Annotated in this window: 13 protein-coding genes; 10 read left to right on the top strand and 3 right to left on the bottom strand. The window is 52.0% G+C overall.

Annotated features, from left to right (window positions below; all coding sequences use genetic code 11):
- Position 1 precedes the first annotated feature (1 nt).
- On the top strand, positions 2-1,138 hold the full coding sequence (locus AAFM46_RS10575) for a D-alanine--D-alanine ligase family protein (RefSeq protein ID WP_283527950.1): 1,137 nt from the start codon (positions 2-4) through the stop codon (positions 1,136-1,138).
- Between the two features lie 53 nt (positions 1,139-1,191).
- On the opposite strand, the gene AAFM46_RS10570 is transcribed toward AAFM46_RS10575, so the two are convergent.
- Both AAFM46_RS10570 and AAFM46_RS10565 read right to left on the bottom strand, forming a co-directional pair.
- Complete coding sequence (locus AAFM46_RS10570) at positions 1,192-1,509, bottom strand: hypothetical protein (RefSeq protein ID WP_343317677.1); 318 nt, start codon at positions 1,507-1,509, stop codon at positions 1,192-1,194.
- Between the two features lie 286 nt (positions 1,510-1,795).
- Positions 1,796-2,170 carry a hypothetical protein gene (locus AAFM46_RS10565; RefSeq protein WP_343320432.1) on the bottom strand — a complete coding sequence of 125 codons (375 nt, stop codon included), beginning with the start codon at positions 2,168-2,170 and terminating at the stop codon, positions 1,796-1,798.
- A gap of 286 nt (positions 2,171-2,456) precedes the next feature.
- On the opposite strand from AAFM46_RS10565, the gene AAFM46_RS10560 reads away from it, so the two are divergent.
- Positions 2,457-3,611 carry a class I SAM-dependent methyltransferase gene (locus AAFM46_RS10560; RefSeq protein ID WP_343317676.1) on the top strand — a complete coding sequence of 385 codons (1,155 nt, stop codon included), beginning with the start codon at positions 2,457-2,459 and terminating at the stop codon, positions 3,609-3,611.
- A gap of 7 nt (positions 3,612-3,618) precedes the next feature.
- On the opposite strand, the gene AAFM46_RS10555 is transcribed toward AAFM46_RS10560, so the two are convergent.
- Positions 3,619-4,074, bottom strand: coding sequence for a DUF3515 domain-containing protein (locus AAFM46_RS10555; RefSeq protein WP_343317675.1), 456 nt, complete (start codon positions 4,072-4,074; stop codon positions 3,619-3,621).
- A 163-nt stretch (positions 4,075-4,237) separates the two neighbouring features.
- Between AAFM46_RS10555 and AAFM46_RS10550 the strand changes: the two genes are divergently transcribed.
- The 8 genes from AAFM46_RS10550 to AAFM46_RS10515 all read left to right on the top strand — a co-directional run bounded on the left by AAFM46_RS10550 (position 4,238) and on the right by AAFM46_RS10515 (position 18,572).
- A complete protein-coding gene (locus tag AAFM46_RS10550; RefSeq protein WP_343317674.1) occupies positions 4,238-5,272 on the top strand; it encodes an LCP family protein in 1,035 nt (344 codons plus the stop codon).
- A gap of 910 nt (positions 5,273-6,182) precedes the next feature.
- On the top strand, positions 6,183-7,421 hold the full coding sequence (locus AAFM46_RS10545; RefSeq protein ID WP_343317673.1) for a glycosyltransferase family 4 protein: 1,239 nt from the start codon (positions 6,183-6,185) through the stop codon (positions 7,419-7,421).
- Between the two features lie 422 nt (positions 7,422-7,843).
- Positions 7,844-9,145: a glycosyltransferase family 4 protein gene (locus AAFM46_RS10540; RefSeq protein WP_343317672.1), complete on the top strand. Its 1,302-nt coding sequence runs from the start codon at positions 7,844-7,846 to the stop codon at positions 9,143-9,145.
- Between the two features lies 1 nt (position 9,146).
- Positions 9,147-10,040, top strand: a complete 894-nt coding sequence (locus AAFM46_RS10535; RefSeq protein ID WP_343317671.1) for an ABC transporter permease — start codon at positions 9,147-9,149, stop codon at positions 10,038-10,040.
- A complete protein-coding gene (locus AAFM46_RS10530; RefSeq protein WP_343317670.1) occupies positions 10,030-10,920 on the top strand; it encodes an ABC transporter ATP-binding protein in 891 nt (296 codons plus the stop codon). The genes AAFM46_RS10535 and AAFM46_RS10530 overlap by 11 nt, the downstream gene beginning before the upstream one ends.
- A complete protein-coding gene (locus AAFM46_RS10525) occupies positions 10,917-12,824 on the top strand; it encodes a glycosyltransferase (RefSeq protein ID WP_343317669.1) in 1,908 nt (635 codons plus the stop codon). The genes AAFM46_RS10530 and AAFM46_RS10525 overlap by 4 nt, the downstream gene beginning before the upstream one ends.
- Positions 12,825-12,831: 7 nt before the next feature.
- Complete coding sequence (wecC, locus tag AAFM46_RS10520) at positions 12,832-14,085, top strand: UDP-N-acetyl-D-mannosamine dehydrogenase (protein WP_343317668.1); 1,254 nt, start codon at positions 12,832-12,834, stop codon at positions 14,083-14,085.
- Between the two features lie 35 nt (positions 14,086-14,120).
- The gene (locus tag AAFM46_RS10515; protein WP_343317667.1) at positions 14,121-18,572 is read left to right on the top strand and encodes a glycosyltransferase; all 4,452 of its coding nucleotides are present in this window, start codon (positions 14,121-14,123) and stop codon (positions 18,570-18,572) included.
- Positions 18,573-18,711: the final 139 nt, after the last annotated feature.

The following is an 18,711-nucleotide window of genomic DNA, read 5'->3' as shown; positions in this document are numbered from 1 at the left end:
CGTGAGTACCGATTCCCCCGCCATCACTGCGCCTATCCGTGTTGCCATTCTTTTTGGCGGGCGTTCCAGTGAGCATGCTGTCAGCTGTGTAACGGCTGCCGGTGTGCTGGGCGCCATTGACAGGACTAAGTACGACGTCGTTCCTATCGGTATCGCTAAAAGCGGACAGTGGGTTTTGGCTGGCGAGGACATCGAAGGGTGGTCCCTTGCCGAGGGTGACTCCCCGGAGGTTGCATCGGGGGTTCAGACAGTCTCGCTGGCGCACCTAGGCGGCGGTCACCAGCTGGTGGTTTCGGAGGCGGCTAAGTTGCCAGAGGAACTTGGTTCCGTGGATGTGGTGTTCCCGCTGTTGCACGGACCCTGGGGAGAAGACGGCACTATTCAGGGGCTATTGGAGTTGAGCGATACCCGCTATGTTGGGGCGGGGGTGCTGGCCTCGGCCATCGGCATGGACAAGCACTTCATGAAGGTGGTTTTTGCCGCTGCTGGCCTGAGCGTTGGGCCATACGTTGCCGTCACAGACCGTCAGTGGACTGTGGACCCGGCGAAAGTTCGCGAACGCGTGGCAGCACTGGGCTTTCCCGTGTTTGTAAAGCCGGCCCGTGCTGGTTCGTCAATGGGTATCTCTAAAGTCGATTCTCTGGATAGCCTTGATGCGGCGATTGAGGCAGCCCGTGAGCACGATCTTAAGTTGGTGATTGAGGCCGGGATTGTGGGCCGCGAGATTGAATGCGCCGTCCTGGAAGGCCGCGGGAACAATGCACCACGGGTATCCTTGCCGGGTGAAATCGCCATGGTGGACGGTGCCCACCACGAGTTCTACGACTTTGCCGCCAAGTACGTCCAGGGCAACGCAGTCAACCTGAGCTGTCCGGCGGAGATGCCTGAGGCGGATATTGCCCGGGTCCGGGAACAGGCTGCGCAAGCGTTCGATGCGGTAGGTGCAGAAGGCCTTTCCAGGGTGGACTTCTTTTATACGGCTGATGGTGAATTGATTATCAATGAGATCAACACCATGCCCGGCTTCACCCCGAGCTCCATGTACCCGCAAATGTGGGAGGCTTCGGGGCTGAGCTATCCGGAACTGATCGACGAGCTGCTCCAGTTGGCTCTGCAGCGCAAGGTGGGCCTCCGCTAGCCCTGCCCACGCTCGCTCACTTAACGTTGCTTTTTTGCCGACGCTCGCTCACTTTACTGCTTGTCCACCGCCACGTAGATGCTTCCAGCACTTGTTGGTGTTGGGGGAACGCTGATCGTCAGGGATTTCGATGGTACCGAGTCAATGACGTGAGCTACCGAATCGCAGGCCACGGATAGTGTGTCCGGGCCCACCTGCAGAGTTGAGCTGGAACCTCCGTTGCAAGCGATGATGACTCGCACAATTTCAGGGGCTCCGGTGAGCAGAGGAGTATTGTTCAAACCCTCTTTCCTAGTGTTGCCAACCGCTGCCAGGCTGTGATTATTGGGTGAGCCGAGAATTTTCTGGACGGCCTCTTTGAGCTCTGCCATGCCAGCGGGTTCTGCCGTGGCATTTTTGGTTGATTCGCTAGAATCGGGACTTGTGCTGGAACCGCTACTAGTTCCGGTGCAACCGGCTAACAATAGACCGGATATTAACGTGAGGGCAAGAAGCTTCTTGCGGCTAACATTATTTCTAATAATAGCTCCAGAATGATTCGTTGGTACTCGTTGTATTTCTTAACTGATCTTTCAACCTAGCAGTGAAAAAGCAGCAAGCTACAGCTGGTTTCGGCCTTGGGCCAACCATCCAGCGTTGATTAGCCTCCGCCAACTTTCAGCGCTTCCTGGGCCGGTCTCGCCAAGCTCCTGTGCCAAACAGAGCTGCGGCAACAAGGAGGGGCTGGAAGAATAACCGGACTAGTCGTTTGGTGTCGGTGTCGAGCCCAAATCCGTTCCTTGCGTCCAACCACTGGGCGATGTTGCCCGGAAAAACACCGATAAAGAACAAGGCCACTACCCATCCCACCGGAACGCGGCGCCGTGCCAACAGTAGGAGAGCGACACCAAGGGTGATTTCAACAATTCCCGAGGCAACAACCACAAAGTCGGGGTCTAGCGGCAGAAACTCCGGCACCTGCGCTTGAAATTCTGTCCGGGCCACCGTGAGGTGGCTGATTCCGGCGAATAGAAGCAGCGCCCCCAAAATCATGCGAACCGCTGTGCGTGGTTTAGACGTGGAAGGTTTTGGTTCGATCAGCCGGGCAAGGAACCCTTTGGACTGCGCATTGACCTGAGGCAGAGCGTTCATGGGTGTAACCTTTCGAGGGAATTGTGCCGAAGACTCTAGTCTTTCAAAGAATCCTCCCGCGCAGTACTCTCTCCACACCGCAGCCCAATCCAGGGCCAAAGAATCTACCCAGCTCACGGGCTAAACTGAAGACTGAACATTTCTGCGGCTGCATTAGCCGGCATTCCCTCTAGGAGCCCCTTCGCCCATGACCACTGAGCCATTGCAGCCAGCCCCTACTTTGAGCTGGACGCAGGGGGAGGAAGATCATTCGGCGCGCTGGTTTTCTGCCAGCGGAGCCAACCCTCCCAAAACTGTGCAGGTGGTGGATGACTCCCTCACCGCCGACGACGCTTACCGCCTTGCTGCCCAGGGCACAGCTATGTTGTGGCGGGGCGATTATCACAATGCCCGCCAGCTACTCTCGGCCATTGCCAGACGCCTGCCCGTTTTTTCAAGGCACGACGGCGAAGATGTCGCCAAAGCTTTCTACCGCTACCGACAAGGGCGGACACAGCGCGCACGTATGCTTGGGCTTTTACTTGTCCCGTTGGAGGCTGGCACACATATAACAGCACCTACCGTTGCGCTTCGCCGTGCACCCGACGTAGCCGCTGCATGGCTTGCTGCGGCTGGGCCGGTGGAATCACACACTGTGGCGCCGCTGCAAGATGTGCTTGGGGCCGTGGGTGCTTTTGAATGGCGCCGGAACGGTTTGTTTGTGCAGGAACTAGATGCCCTCATCCACCCCCACTACGGGACATTTGCGCCAATTCGCAGTGAATACTTGGCGCTGGTGGCGCAAGCTGTTCTGCCATCCACCGAGCTGGCCTTTGATATCGGCACAGGAACTGGCGTCTTGGCGGCTATCTTGGCCCAACGAGGAGTCAAACGTGTGGTTGGGACCGACAGTGAACCACGGGCCATCGCCTGCGCGCAGGAGAATCTGGAGAATCTGGGACTCAGCAGCTCTGTTGACTTGCAACTGACAGACATGTTCCCAGAAGGTCGGTCACCGCTGGTTGTGTGTAATCCACCCTGGTTGCCGGGGACGGCTAACACTTTGCTGGATAACGCGGTTTATGATCCTAAATCGCGCATGCTTAGAGCATTCCTGGCCGGATTGACGCGGCACCTTGAGCCCGGGGGAGAGGGATGGCTGATCATCTCCGACCTGGCCGAGCATTTGGGGCTGCGCTCAAGAGAGGACTTGATGACCTGGATTGAAAATGCTGGGCTTGAAGTGATTGACCGTATGGACACGTCTGCCAGGCATCCCCGCTCCATGGACACCAGTGACCCGTTCTATGCTGCACGCAGCAATGAAGTCACATCTCTTTGGAAACTGGGAGCGAAAGCTTAGCGGGCTCTCACAGGCATGCACCGTTGGCCGGGATCTTGGAAACGGCTGCAGATATTTCTGACAAAACCGTATCTGATGGAACAGTGTTATCTTCAAACACTAGCTCTGTGGCCGGTGTGCGTCCGTAAGTGGTGATGGTCCACGTAGTTTCCTTCTCCTTGAGAACCCAGTCCACGCCGTTGACGGCGACACATTTATCAGTGGTAGGGCTGGGAACTTGAACGCCGCATCGCAGGACCACAAGCGAGGGATCTCCCCACGCAGCAGTGGATTGGCTGGTGGTGGTACGACGCTTGGAGCCAGCCAGGGAGTCCGGTAGAGCCACCATCATCGATGCGCAGGCGGGATTATTGGCATCCTCGGCCTCAGTAATTGTCACCGAGGGTGAGCAGGCGGTAAGAGCTAAGAGCGCAACAGCAGCAAAAGGCACAGCGGTCCGCCATGAACGTGAAATCAGAGGCATGATTGAAGCTTATCTGCTTCCGCTGTGAAGGGTTTCGAACCGGGTATGCGCTGTCTTACACATTGGGACTTGTTGTGATTTTCATCTCATGTGCACCTCGCCACGCTAGCTCCAATGCGTTATGTGGGCTCAGCGTTCATTTCCGCATGGCAGGATAACACCCATGAATCTTGAATCCGAGGAAGTACGCCCACGGCATGGTCGAAGCAAGTCACGACGCAACGTCTTGTTTGTGTTCTTGGGTTTATTCGTGGTTGCCGCCGTGGTCAGCACGATCTTCGTTGTGAGTCTTGCTCAGAGCTTTGACAACAAGAGTCAGACGATTGAGACCGCATTCCCTGATGAAGCATCCAGGCCGGTGAAGGCAGTTGATGGGCCGTCGTCGAACGCCATGAACATTTTATTGCTTGGAAGCGATAGTCGCGGTGACTCCGTAGACATGGCCGAAGGCGGTGCGGCCTCGGACCAGCGCTCAGACACCATGATGTGGGTGCATATTCCGGGGGATCGCAAGGAAATTCAGATGATGTCCATCATGCGCGACACGTGGGTGGACATTCCTGGCCATGGAGAAGCTAAAATCAACGCGGCCATGGCGTTTGGTGGGGTCCCTTTGGTAGTGGAAACCCTTGAAGGACTGTTCAACAACCGGCTTGACCATGTGGCCATAGTGGACTTTGAAGGTTTCAAGGCAATCACAGACGCCCTGGGTGGCGTCAACGTGGACGTTCAAGTCCCCTTTACTACAGGCAACGGTAAAAACACTTTCGTCAAAGGCCAGCAGCAGATGAGTGGCGATCAGGCACTTGTCTTTGTGCGGGAGCGCTATGCGTTTACTGATGGCGACTACCAGCGCGTCCGTAACCAACAGGCGTTTTTAAAAGCTGTGATGAATTCTGTCCTTACGCCTTCGACCCTAGCCAACCCGCTAAGAATTAATGACCTCGTGGGTCGCGTTTCTCCCTATATGACGGTTGATAGCGGTCTGGACTCGGCCACTATTGGAAAACTTGCGGTGAGCCTGCGAGATATTCGCAGCTCTAACGTAAAGTCATTCACGCTGCCAAACTTGGGTACCGGGACTAGTGCCGATGGACAATCAATTGTTCTGCCGGACAATGCCGCCATAGCGGCCGTCTCCAAGGCCCTGACAGATGATTCCCTTGCTGCATATTTGGAGAGCGCCGGAATCGGCTAACCGTCTTAAGGCAAGGATCTGGTGGTAGAAAGTGCGATCTTTTAGGTCGGCTCAACAGGGGAAGAAACAGCTCATAGCTGCTTGATTTGATCGCTGTATGGTATTTTAGTTGGATCATCTAGTCCGGGAATCCAACAACCATGCCCTGATGGTGCCGGTTCTTTCCGAAATCAGTTGAGCTAAACAGGGCAAAATAATGTGCCAAATTGCTGATGGGGAAGTGAGACTAGTTTGAGACTACTTGTTGCGCCTCCAGGTCTAGTGCGCATCTGCCTAGTGTTCATGCTCCTCATTTCCGCACTGCTGGAACAGTCATACGCTGCCAGGGCAAACCCGGCAGACGTCTTGACCGACCCGGGTGGTAAACAAACGACAGAGCCGGTTGAGGGCGACACACCTCCGCCAGGGGACCAAACTACTCCACCTATCCCAACAACGCCTCCTGGGACGCTTCCATCGCCGACTACTGAGAACGAACCGCCTCCTTCGGCTGGTCCTGCTCCAGCTGGGTCGGCTCCTCCCGCGACCGCACCCGGGGATGGGGGTCTTTTCGAGCCGCCAGTGGAGGTACAGCCAGTACAGCCCGTAGTTGAACCGGTGGTGCCAGAAATAGAAACGGTTGAGCCGGAACCCACCAGTCCGGAAACTACCGCTGCCGCGACTAGCGCGGCCCCATCTACATCAGCTGCGGCACCTCCAACATCCTCCGCGCAGCCAACGAATAGCATCCCCGCACCTGCTGCAGGTGCGGCCATGGCTTCAGCTACTCCTGCTTCGGAAAACACCAGCTTAGTGAAGCTGATGGTGATTGGTCTCCTAGTTATTATTGGTCTGTGGTATATGCGATTCATGCGAAGCGGTCGTAAACGGGTCGGAAATCCTGCCACGGTGTCCGAGAAATAGTACGCTCATGACCAATAAGACAGACACAACCTCGCGCATGCGCGTCATGCTCCTTGCGCATTCATACTGGCCGGAGAACAGTCCGCCCCAGCGGCGATGGTCTTCATTAGGCCGAGAATTTATTTCTGCAGGCTGGGAAATGGACGTGGTTGTTCCAGTGGCCCATTTTCCGCAAGGGAAAAGAACGCTACACAGCAATCTTGCCGGTAGACCTTTCCGGACTCAGCAGGGGATCCATGGTGAGCGGATTCTACGCATTCCATACCTTCCACACAGCGGTAACTTCCACCTCGCGCGGCTTTTAGACCAGATTTTCTCCGCTGCGATGTCAATCCCCGCTGGGATATTTTGGCGAAAAGCTGACGCCGTGATTGTCACAGTTCCGAGCCTGCCCATTCTTGTGGCTGGGTTCGTGGTTGCCAAGGTCCGGCGTGTACCGCTCATTGTCGAGATGCGGGATGCTTGGCCCGATCTTGCTCGAGATGCCCGGATCGTCAAGGGAAACGTCAAGAGCATGATTGAAAGAGTTGTAGAGTCTATTCAGCTACGAGCCGATTTAGTGATTGCCGTCACTCAAGGTTTCGCTGAAACTCTGCGTGCGCGGGGAGTTGAGAATGTACTTACCGTCAGCAACGGCTTAGACGTAGATCTAGTGCCTGCGTTTGCTGCACCTGAGTTAACGCGAGATGTTTTGGAGGTGCTGTATCTAGGTAATCATGGGCAAAGTCAGCGCCTGGACGCTGTGATCAGGGCCAGCGCGCTGGTTGGTGGTTCAATGCACTTGCATATGGTAGGCCATGGCACGCATAGGCCCCAGTTGATCAAGCTTGCTGCTGAGCTTGGTGCTCCTGTGACCTTTCACGATTCACTCCACGGCCAGGCTGTGCTGGATCGCTACAAATCCGCAGACACCTGCATAGTGTCGTTGAGGGATGATTGGAAGTCCTTTGAGGCAACTGTGCCATCCAAGACCTATGAAGTGATGGCCATAGGCCGCCACGTGACTGCAATTGTCCGGGGAGAAGCTTCACGCATAATTACGGCTGCCAGCGCCGGCGACGTTGTGGCGTGCAATTCAGAAGCTATAGCTTCACTGTGGCGCGAACTGGCTGCGGACCGCAGCCGTTTGAACGCCGGCACAACTGGCCGTTCTTGGGTTCAATCACATGCCAACTACCCTGTTTTGGCAGCAAAATATATGCATGCCATTTCTCTTGTTTCGGGCAATGATGTGTCAAAAGTATGAGGATAAGGAATATTTCCCTAGCGGCTGGCACCGCAATCCGGCATTTATCTGATGACCCCATACTTTTGGTCCTACAGATTTCACGGCTTGTGCCGGACAGCCTGCTGTCGCCCACTGTTCGGCTGGTTGCCAAGGGACTTTCTGGGTCATCCGCTCCGGCCGCTCTTTTGGCCACGCATGTAGCGGGTGATATCCGAGGTTTGGAACGTAAATTGGTCACAGCGCTGGCACACGGTGCTCAGGGGAATAGAGCTCGCTTGGTTGCAGAAATCTGCTTAGCGGCGGGACGCCCGGACTGGGCGGACAAGTTCCTGTCACTAGCTTCTGAGTGCAAACGTTACCCAGCAACTTTGGCGCGTCGTAGATGGTACGACGGTGACATGTCAGGTGCTGTTCAGGCTCTCACCGGACAACGTGGAACCATGAAGCGTCAACGAAGCCGACTTGTGGGGGAAATGCGGTTACTTTCAGGACAGGGACCCGAGTTGGTGCCGGTGGCTATGGTGCCAGTTCCAGGCAGAGTATTGCATTTCCTGACGAACTCGTTGCCCCATACAACCAGTGGCTACGCACAACGGTCTCATTCCATTCTCACGGCTCAACAAGATCTTGGCGCAGAGATATTGGCTGTCACGCGCCTTGGATATCCTGTTCAGGTAGGGAAAATATTTGCCGCTGGCGAAGACGTTGTTAATGGTATTACGTACCGTAGAATGATACCTTCACGGTTGGCGAAGACAGCAGACGAGAGAGTACAACAGGAAGCGGCGGAGCTGCTGCAGATCGCTCTTGAGTTTCGCCCCGAAATATTACATACCACAACACATTTTACGAACGGGCTAGTGGTCGGTGCAGTGGCAGAAGCCCTCGGGATTCCATGGGTCTATGAAGTGCGCGGACAGTTGATAGATACTTGGGCTTCTTCGCGAACCAGCGCCGCAAAGTCTAGTCAGCGTTACAAGGCTTTCCAAAGCTCTGAAACATCGGTGATGCGGAAAGCCAATTCGGTAGCCACCTTGGGCAGGGTCATGAAAGCTGGCATAGTTGCACAGGGAGTTCCTGATTGCAAGATTATTATGGTGCCTAACGCTGTAGGTGGTGACTTCCTTCAAAAGCCAGAAACTCACACCGTAGCCAGAACCAAGCTCGGTCTAGATACTGGATGCGACTACATTGGCACTGTAAGTTCCTTGGTTGATTATGAAGGAATGGATGACCTGATAGAGGCGTTCGCACTACTAGCTCCTGGATTCCCGAATCTCAGGCTATTGATTGTAGGTAGCGGGCCTGTAGCTCCAGCGCTGAAGGAACGTGTGCGGCATCTGAATCTCTCAAATATAGTAATCTTTACGGGCCGAGTACCAAGGGAACAGGCACGGGTCTATCATCAGGCGCTGGATATCTTTGTTGTACCTCGAAAAGATCTTCCTGTCACGCGCGCTGTCACTCCGCTGAAACCAGTCGAGGCTCTGTCGTGTGCCAGGCCCGTGGTGGCAAGTGATCTACCGGCACTGCGAGAGATAGTGGAAGACGGCGTCAACGGTAAACTCTACGGACCGGATAATATTGGCAGCTTGGCGGAAACACTCTCCTGCCTTTTGCTTGATAAAAATGAGATGGACAGGCTTGGACTCAAGGGTCGTGACATGGTACTCGAGACGCGGACTTGGGCATCTAATGCATCGGTGTACGCGAGAAACTATGATGAATTGAAGGATAGATAGTATGGCTGCGCCAAACGATGCAACTAGCGGTCCTCAACCGACCGTAGTAGAAACTTCAGTCAATTTACGCCGTTTGAAACGCGTGGGCGCTAGGCCTTCTTTTTTAGACTATATTGTTTCAATTTGGGATTATCGCCATTTTATCTATTATGACGCTAAAGCAAAAGTAAGCACTAATAATGAGAAAGACAAGCTCGGCAGTGCTTGGTTAATTATAAGCCCGGTACTCAATGGTCTTATGTTCTTTTTTGTTATGGGTATATTGTTGAAGTCAGGACGAGGAATTGAAAATTTTGTTTCTTATTTGATTATTGGTGTTTTTTTCTTTCAATTTTCTATTAGATCCATTAATGCAAGCAGCCGGGCGATATTTTCCAATAAAAATGTCATTCATGCCTTCAAATTTCCTCGAGCAACGCTTGTAATAGCCGCCAATTTGAGAGAACTATTTCTCAATGTACCGGTTATATTGACTCTTCTGGTCCTTATCATACTGTTACCGCCGGACGAGCGTGTTACGCTCAAATGGTTATTGATAGTACCAATTATCTCACTGCAGTTCATATTTAATCTTGGTTTTGGACTAATTGTGGCCCGCATGTCATCTAGATTTAATGATGTGAATCAAATTTTGACTTATGGCATGCGAGCTTGGATGTATTTATCTTGCATGTTCTTTTCAATCGATCGTTTCTCGGATATGCCAATAGTGATGAAAGTTATGGAACATAACCCACTTTATCAAGTTCTATTCATGGCTCGAGGAGCGTTGATATACGACACTATTCCCTCTTGGAATTCATGGACTGTTTTGGCTCTTTGGTCTTTTGCAATGCTAGCGTTTGGGACCGTGTATTTTTGGAAAGCTGAAGAAAGCTATGGACGTGAGTACTGACATTAAATTTCTTGAATATTCACCTGCGGTGGTTATTGATCAAATAAGTATGGTCTATAAAACAACATCTAGGAAGCTAGATCTTGTGAAGACGTCAGAGACCAAGAATTCGAGGACTGGTCGCTTGCGACGGCCCACGGCGACAGTAGAAGTGGCCGCACTGAAGAATCTCTCTCTCGTTGTCGAGCACGGTGAGTCTCTGGGGATAATCGGCAGAAATGGTTCAGGTAAGAGTACCCTTTTGAAGATCATTTGTGGCCAGATTCCCCCCACGTCAGGAGTTGTCTATGCTTCGGCTACCCCAATAATGCTCGGTGTCAATGCGGCACTGCTGCCGGCTCTCTCTGGCGACCAGAATATTATTTTGGGCTGCTTGGCCATGGGAATGTCACATGCGGAGATAGATGAAAAATATGAGTCGATCGTGGAACTCTCCGGGCTGGAAGAAGCCCTCCATATGCCTATGAAGTCCTATTCATCTGGAATGTCCTCACGGCTTAGGTTTGCGATCGCGGCGAGCATCGATCCTGAGATTTTGATTATTGATGAGGCATTGAATACCGGGGATGCACAGTTCAAAGACCGAACGTTAAAGCGCATGCATGAACTCTTGGACCGAGCGGGCACTGTCTTTTTAGTGAGCCATAGTCTCTCCACGGTAATGGAACTGTGCAGTCGTGTGGTCTGGCTGGATGATGGTGAGCTCTTATTTGATGGCAATCCGGCTGACGCGGCGAAATTTTACCGCCAATTTACCCAAAAACTCTCTGCCGGTGACCGAATAGGAGCGCTGAAATTGCGCAGACGGCTCCTGCATGATTTAGAAGTCGCGGGCGTTGTGGATCGTAATGCCAAACGTCGGAACGGGGCCTTGGAGTGATTAATATTTCGGCGATTCGTAAGATGATGTGGCACCTGCGTGCGGGTGGTTTCGGCCAGCTCCGAGAGTGGCGTGGACGTGAGCTCTTAGAGAAGGGCATCCGTAATCTTGATAATGTCAGGGGAGCAGAAGGAATCTGGAGTGGTCGACGTTCCAAGCGCAGGCTGCAGTTCAAACCTAGTCACATGGTTCCGGACGGGGCCGGGCGGGCTAACATACGTGTTGGAGTGATCTTGGATGACTTTTCAGCGGCAGCTTTTGATTATGAATGGGATTGCCTAGCATTATCTCCTCACACTTGGAGACAGCAACTGGAACAAGGTGACATTGATTTTGTCTTTGTTGAGTCTACCTGGGCGGGGCCTAGTAAATTATGGGCAGGAAAAATAGGTGGCGTAAATGCGGATCTGAGAATTCTGAAAGAAATAATTTCCTGGTGCAGAAATGAAAATATTCCGACGGTCTTCTGGAACAAGGAAGATCCCGCGCATTATTCGGGATTCATAGAAGCAGCCAGTTTGTTTGACCAGGTTTTTACAACTGATTCAAATAAATTGCCCGAGTACCGTGAGGATCTTGGTCATTCACGAGTAGATGTTCTGCCATTCGCGGCTCAACCGGCACTGCACAACCCCATTCGGCCCCGGTATGGTTGGCGAAACCGCGATGTGGCCTTCGCTGGGATGTACTTTACTGAAAAGTATCCGGAGAGGCGCGAACAGTTGGACATGCTGTTGGGGGCAGCAGCGGATGTCTCAGATAATATGCCGAACGGACTCGAGATTTTCTCACGACAATTGGGTGGACTGGCAAAGTATCAATTTCCTGACCCGTACTCGGAGCGCGTCGTAGGTTCGCTGGACTATGCACAGATGCTTACGGCATATAAGGCCTATAATACATTTCTGAATATAAATACCGTTACTGATTCGCCTTCCATGTGTTCCCGCAGGATATTTGAAACCGTGGCGGCTGGTGCTAACATTGTGACGACGTCGAGTCCTGCAATTGCGTCGTTTTTTGGTCCTGAAGAAATTTTTGCCGTTGATTCTAGATCAGAAGCAGCTGATGTTATTATGGCCCTGCATCGCAACCCAGCTTTGGGGGAGAGGCGGTTACACAAGGCTCAACGTAAAATCTGGAACCACCACACGTACCGTCATCGTAGCGAACAGGTGCTTCAGTCCGTCCTTCCTGAACTGGCCCTCGGATTGAAGAGGCCAAGCGTTTCTGCCCTGGTCTCCACTATCAGGCCACATCAAATCGATCACATCTTTGGTACTTTGGCTAGCCAGGTTAATGTAGATGTTGAGCTGGTCCTGCTTACGCATGGATTCATCATTTCACCGGCTGAAATATTCTTGTTGAAAGAAAAACATAGTTTCTTCAATGTGACAGTACTGACTGCTCCACGCCACCAATCATTGGGTGAGTGTCTCAATGACTGCGTTAACGCTGCCGGTGGCGAAGTCCTCACAAAAATGGATGATGATGACTATTACGCTGCCCAGTACCTGAGTGATCAACTTCATGCATTAGCCTATTCTGGTGCAGATGTTGTGGGTAAACAGGCCCACTACATGCATTTGGTAGCTCATAAAGCGACACTACTGCGGTTTCCGGAACGCGAACATAGATGGACACGGTCTGTCATGGGCCCAACAATAATGGCTCGTTCCGAAGTATTCAAAGAGAACCACTTCCCGGACATAGGCATCGGCGAAGATACTATGTTCCTTCAGTCGGTACTTTTCGATGGAGGGACTATATATTCTTCCGACAGGTTCAACTACTGTCAGCAGCGATCGGGTGAGGGCCACACGTGGTCCGTCACTGACATGAATTTGATCGCAGGTAGTGAACTGCGCTTTTTTGGGCCATATAAAATCGAAGTATCTATATAGGGGAAGAATGTTAAGTTCAATTAGTAAAGTTGCAGTCATTGGTTTGGGCTACATAGGACTGCCAACCGCGGCTATTTTGGCCAGCCATGGGGTCCAAGTTGTTGGAGTCGACGTCAACCCGAGAAATGTGGACGCTGTCAACCGAGGCGAGGTTCCGTTCGTCGAACCTGATTTAGGTGGCTTCGTCGCCGGGGCGGTCAGCAATGGAAAACTCTCGGCGTCATTGCTGACGCCTCAGGCGGAAGTATACATTGTAGCGGTGCCCACGCCCTTCCTTTCGGACAAGACTATGGATGGAAAGTACATTCGGGCTGCAGCCGAAGGTATAGCTCCAAAGCTGGTCGGTGGTGAACTGGTTATTTTGGAGTCAACATCCCCCCCGGGCACCACAAAGATGCTGGGGGAGTACTTAATCGAGCTACGGCCCGATCTGAGTCTGAACCCAGACGACGGCAAGGCAGTTGTCCATGTGGCTCACTGCCCTGAGAGAGTGCTGCCAGGGCGGATCATGGTTGAGATGGTTACCAATGACAGGATTATTGGTGGACTCACTGCTGAGGCTGCTTCGCGGGCCAGGGATCTTTATGCTGCCTTTTGTCAGGGTGAATTACTGACGACTGATGCAGCTACAGCGGAAATGGCTAAATTGGTCGAAAATTCTTTTCGTGATGTGAATATCGCTTTCGCCAATGAGCTGTCTGTTATTTCCGATAAATTGGGAATAGACGTTTGGGAACTAATACGTTTGGCTAATCACCATCCTCGGGTCAATATCCTTCAGCCGGGGCCTGGTGTTGGCGGGCACTGCATCGCAGTAGACCCATGGTTTATAGTGTCAGCAGCGCCTGAGGAAGCTAATCTGATTCGGCAGGCCCGGAACACTAATGACTCTAAACCAGCCTGGGTTGTTGAACAGGCTGTTCAGTTGGCTGGGGACCTTTCTGATGCAAAAATAGCTGTGCTGGGACTTGCATTTAAAGCCAATATTGATGATCTGCGTGAGTCACCAGCCGTATTGATAACCCAGGAACTGAGTCGGAAACTGGATTCCGCGACTCTGCTGGTCGTGGAGCCGCATGTTAAGCAGCTGCCTAAGTCACTGATGCAGTTGGAGAACGTCTTCCTCACACCTTTGGAATCAGCACTTGCACAAGCTGACGTTATCGTCGTGCTGGTCGACCATGAGGTATTCAAGGCCGTTGATAAGTCTGCACATGCAAAAGTTCCGGTAGTTGATACTCGTGGTATCTGGAAGTCGTAGTTTAATCGTCTAATACTGCTCTAGGGATGGAACGAATGAAGCACGACGACGAAGAAGCACGGATATCAGCCCTTCAGTTGGCTAAGCGTAAGAAACATGGCAAGGACCTGGATTCACTGATTCTCAAGTATGAGGGGGCTTTGGCGCAGCTTAAAGTCAGGGAAAATGAAGCGAAAGCCCTAAAACGTGATCTGACGGCCATGAGACGCAATCACGACCAATACCGCCTTATTTCTGAGTCGGCGACCGCGGAAATTGTCAGGCTTAAGTCTTCTTTAGCAGCACTTCGTAATTCTAAAAGCATCCGTATGGGGCGGGCTATCAGCCGTCCTATACGGATCCTGAGACAGGCGCCCCGATCAGTGTCTAGCGCGCTAAAACAAAATGTTCAATGGAAAGCTCAACCCGGAGATGCTCAACTAGTGTTGAGTGGGAGAAGTGATAACGCTTCAGATAGCAATGGAGCACTTATACGTGCTGCACCATCAAGCGCGGCTACAGAGCCCGATGCCCAGTCCGTCGAAGTCAGCTACCTTGCGTTGATAAGGACATTTCAGCTCGCTCCGTCCAAGGGTAACGCAATACGGGTGATCTACTTTGACTATTTCACTTGTGGATCTTTGAAACGTCCAGCGGCATTCATAGATACTCATGCGGAGCTGCTCACTGGAGTGTCTACTCAGGAGCAAAAGGTACTTGATAATATCAAGGGTCAGGCTTCACTTCTCGAGAAACCGCCAAGCCTGCCACCGCGTCAGTCCAACATTGGATACCTCGCCGAACGCGGAAGAATAATGTACTGCGCCCACAGCACTGGCAAGTACAACAGTAATGGTTATTCCACCCGAACTTCCGGTCTGACCCAAGGACTACAATCCTCGGGTGAAGAAGTTGTCGTCGTGGCGCGCCCTGGCTATCCATGGGATTCTAAAGTAGATATCCCTGTTCCGTTAGCCCGAAGGTGCGAAGAACAGATTGGCGGTGTAACCCATGTATTTAACCCCGGTCCCAGCTGGACCGCAGATCGTATCGACCAGTATCTGGCAGAGTCCACAGACGTTTTCGTTCGCGAAGCTCAAAGAAATCGTGTCTCGCTTGTCCATGCCGCGTCCAATTACGTTACGTCGCTGCCTGCACTTATCGCTGCACGCCGAATGGGTGTCCCGTTCGTATACGAAGTTCGGGGGCTATGGGAAATTACCGAGCTATCGCATAGGACTTGGTGGGGTGAATCGGATCGATACAAACTGGCTTCAGCCATGGAGACCTTGGTGGCGTCCAATGCTGATGTGGTCTTGGCTATCACACGTGAAGTTCGTGCAGAACTTGTAACTCGGGGTGTAACTGAAGCCAGGATTTCGCTGTTACAGAACGCTGTTGACACGGATATCTTTGCGCCAATGCCGCCAGACTCCAACCTACGCGACAAACATAGCATTGATAGTGAAGCAATTATTTTGGGGTACGCGGGTAGCTTGGTGGCGTATGAAGGTGTCGCAGATATCGTTGCATCGATTGGCGTTCTTCGCGGAAATGGAATAAATGCTGTTCTCATGATCGTTGGTGACGGACCTGAGCTAATGAACTTGAAAGAGCAGACAAAGCAGCTAGGTATAACGGAAAGTGTCTTCTTTACTGGACGAGTAGCGAGTTCTGAAGTTCCTGCTTATATAAGCTTATTTGACATTATGCCTTGCCCACGGAGGAGGCTACCGGTAACTGAAATGGTCTCCCCTTTGAAGCCATTGGAGGCGATGGCCTGCGGTAAGGTTATGATCCTCGGTGATCTCTCACCTATGCGAGAACTGGCGGGAAGGGCCAACGAAAGGGCGCTGCTAACCACTCCTGGAGATGTCAACTCTTTGGTAACGGCCATAACTACCCTGATTGACGATCCGTCACTGTTGCAGTCAGTCGGACGACGTGCCCGGCTCTGGACGTTACGCGAGCGAACTTGGCGTCAAGCTGGAACCATTGCCGCTCGTGCGCATCGTGAGGCGAGGCTGCAATATAGTTCCTTAGAGCCAGGAGTGGCGCTAGAACAGCTCAAGATAGCGATCATTTCCGACCAATTCACCCTAGAGGGCCTCAGACCTGAAGCTGACCTCATAGTTCTACGGCCAGATACTTGGCATGCCCAATTATCAGGCCAGCCAATTGATGCTCTGTTTGTCGAATCGGCATGGGATGGAATCGACGGACTATGGAAACAAAAAGTCGGCTTCTACAGCGATGAAAAGTTTGATGAACTCAAGAGTATTATTAAATGGGCTAATGAAATGCAAGTTCCAACTATTTTTTGGAATAAGGAAGATCCGGTACATTTCAACCGTTTTCGTAAAACATCAAAGTACTTCGATCACGTTTTCACCACAGATGCTTCATGCATTAGCGCCTATATGGATAATGCTGGTGAGAGCCAGAAAACTGTTTCTTCACTGCCGTTCTATGCCCAGCCAAAATTCCACAATATTCTGCCGAGTAAGAGAGCATACGACCACACTGTCAACTATGCCGGCTCCTACTATGGGGATCGTTTTGCCGCTCGCTCAGTAGAACTCTCAAAGCTATTGAGTGCCGCAAGCAGCCAAGGCCTATCCATTTATGATAGGCAACATTTAAACCCTGATAGCCCATACCATTTCCCCGACCACCTATCGGGCTATGTTCGGGGCGGCCTTGACTACGCGGACATGGTGGAGGCTTACAAGGCCCACCCTGTGCACATCAACGTCAACTCGGTAGCCGATTCACCCACCATGTTCTCCAGACGAGTCATGGAGATCGCTGCATCAGGTGGTGCCGTCATCAGCGGGCAAGGCTGCGGGGTAGAAGATGTTTTTGCCGGTATAGTTCCTGTAATACGAACCAAGGGAGATGCCGAACTCCTCATACAACAATGGATGCAAGACGAAGAGTCAAGGCTGCGAGATACCTGGCTAACTTACCGGCTTGTTCATAGATCGCACACAGCGGCCCACAGGCTGGCCTGCGCACTCCGAACCGCGGGTCTGAAAGTGTTGGCACCAGAGCCAGCTAAATATGGTGTGTATGTCACGGAACTGAATTCGGAGGTAATAGCGTCACTGGAGATGCAGACAGTGCTGCCAACAGAGATCTTCTTTGTCGGTGAGGCATCTTCCATCCCACAAGGATGGCTGGCTACAAGGGTCGAGTCCAATGCCGAAGCATTAACGAGAGCACGGATACAAGGATTGAAGTGGGTGGCTGCGATGGGCACCGAACCGATAGATAGGACCTACTTTGAAGACCTCCTTTCAGCGGTTAGATTCGGCACATGGCGAGTCATCAGTGCGTCGTCGAAAGACTTGAATTTGCCAGGCTTGGGAATGGCTCAACTTGCAGAGGCCGAAGATGGCTCTACGGCGCTGATGGCCACCGACGCTGATGCCGAGGGGTCGCTGGTTCTTAGGCGTCCTAGCAACGCTATCCCGCTTGCCGAAGCTGGCGCAATCGGAGGTACAACAGCTCGTAAAATGCATATTCTTATTGCCGGACATGACCTCAAGTTCGCTGGCGGCATAATACGTCGGCTTCAGGGACTCGGACACAAGGTAAGTATCGATCAGTGGACAGGCCACAGTGGTCACAACGAGACCCTTAGTCTGGAGCTCTTAAAAGATGCAGACGTCGTCTTCTGCGAGTGGACGCTCGGCAATGCGGTATGGTATGCGGATAATAAAAATCCGAATCAACGACTCGTAACGCGTTTGCATCTGCAAGAGCTGTCAACGAAATATTTGGATAAAATTAATTACACTAACGTAGAGTCCGTGATCTTTGTTGGCCAACATATCGCCGATGTGGCCATTAGAGATCATGGAATCCCTGGGTCAATAGCCACTGTTATACCGAACTACGTGGATATAAATTCCCTTGCAATGGATAAAATTGGAGATGTACGTTTCAACCTCGGTCTCGTCGGAATAATACCCGAGAGGAAAAGGCTCGACATTGCCCTTGACGTCCTCACAGATCTGCGTGCTAAAGATGATCGCTTCAAGCTATATATAAAAGGAAAACTCCCTGAGGATTATCCCTGGATGTCCGACCGACCAGAGGAAATGAAGTTCTATGACGAACAGTTTGCTCGTATTCAAAAAGACCCTTTACTAAAAGGTGCGGTCCATTTCGATGGGCATGGCAATGATATGTCAGAATGGTACCGGAAAATCGGTATAGCTCTATCCGTTAGTAATTTCGAATCATTTCATTTGACTCTCGCTGACGGTGCCGCCTCAGGGGCTGTACCAATGAGTCTTGCATGGTCAGGTGCCGACCAAATATATCCGGAGAATTGGCTATCTGCAGATAGCACAGATCTGGCACAGTCCATTCGCGCTGTGACATCAAGTCCCGACAACTGGACGAGTGTTTCGGAACTATCAAAGGCTTATGCCATGGCCAGCTTTGATCAAGCCATAGTTCTAGAGAAAATCGTAGAAACGATTGTCGGAACTAGCTAATATTACATCCTTTCTTGGCTGATTAGTAAACTATCTACGAAAGCTTAACTGACCCACAATGCACGAACATTCAGATAATCAGATCCCCTTAGATGCGCTTCGAGGCTATGTTCTGCGTCGACTTCCATCCGGAGAGAGC

Source organism: Arthrobacter sp. TMP15 (genome assembly GCF_039529835.1).
Lineage (GTDB): Bacteria > Actinomycetota > Actinomycetes > Actinomycetales > Micrococcaceae > Specibacter.
Note: the sequence above shows the minus strand (reverse complement) of the source record. Positions and strands in the feature narration are given on the sequence as shown.

Coding starts and splice junctions, on each gene's coding strand:
- AAFM46_RS10570 (WP_343317677.1), bottom strand. CDS start 1,509: ATGGCAGAGCTCAAAGAGGCCGTCCAGAAAATTCTCGGCTCACCCAAT.
- AAFM46_RS10565 (WP_343320432.1), bottom strand. CDS start 2,170: ATGATTTTGGGGGCGCTGCTTCTATTCGCCGGAATCAGCCACCTCACG.
- AAFM46_RS10560 (WP_343317676.1), top strand. CDS start 2,457: ATGACCACTGAGCCATTGCAGCCAGCCCCTACTTTGAGCTGGACGCAG.
- AAFM46_RS10555 (WP_343317675.1), bottom strand. CDS start 4,074: ATGCCTCTGATTTCACGTTCATGGCGGACCGCTGTGCCTTTTGCTGCT.
- AAFM46_RS10550 (WP_343317674.1), top strand. CDS start 4,238: ATGAATCTTGAATCCGAGGAAGTACGCCCACGGCATGGTCGAAGCAAG.
- AAFM46_RS10545 (WP_343317673.1), top strand. CDS start 6,183: ATGACCAATAAGACAGACACAACCTCGCGCATGCGCGTCATGCTCCTT.
- AAFM46_RS10540 (WP_343317672.1), top strand. CDS start 7,844: ATGAAGCGTCAACGAAGCCGACTTGTGGGGGAAATGCGGTTACTTTCA.
- AAFM46_RS10535 (WP_343317671.1), top strand. CDS start 9,147: ATGGCTGCGCCAAACGATGCAACTAGCGGTCCTCAACCGACCGTAGTA.
- wecC (WP_343317668.1), top strand. CDS start 12,832: ATGTTAAGTTCAATTAGTAAAGTTGCAGTCATTGGTTTGGGCTACATA.
- AAFM46_RS10515 (WP_343317667.1), top strand. CDS start 14,121: ATGAAGCACGACGACGAAGAAGCACGGATATCAGCCCTTCAGTTGGCT.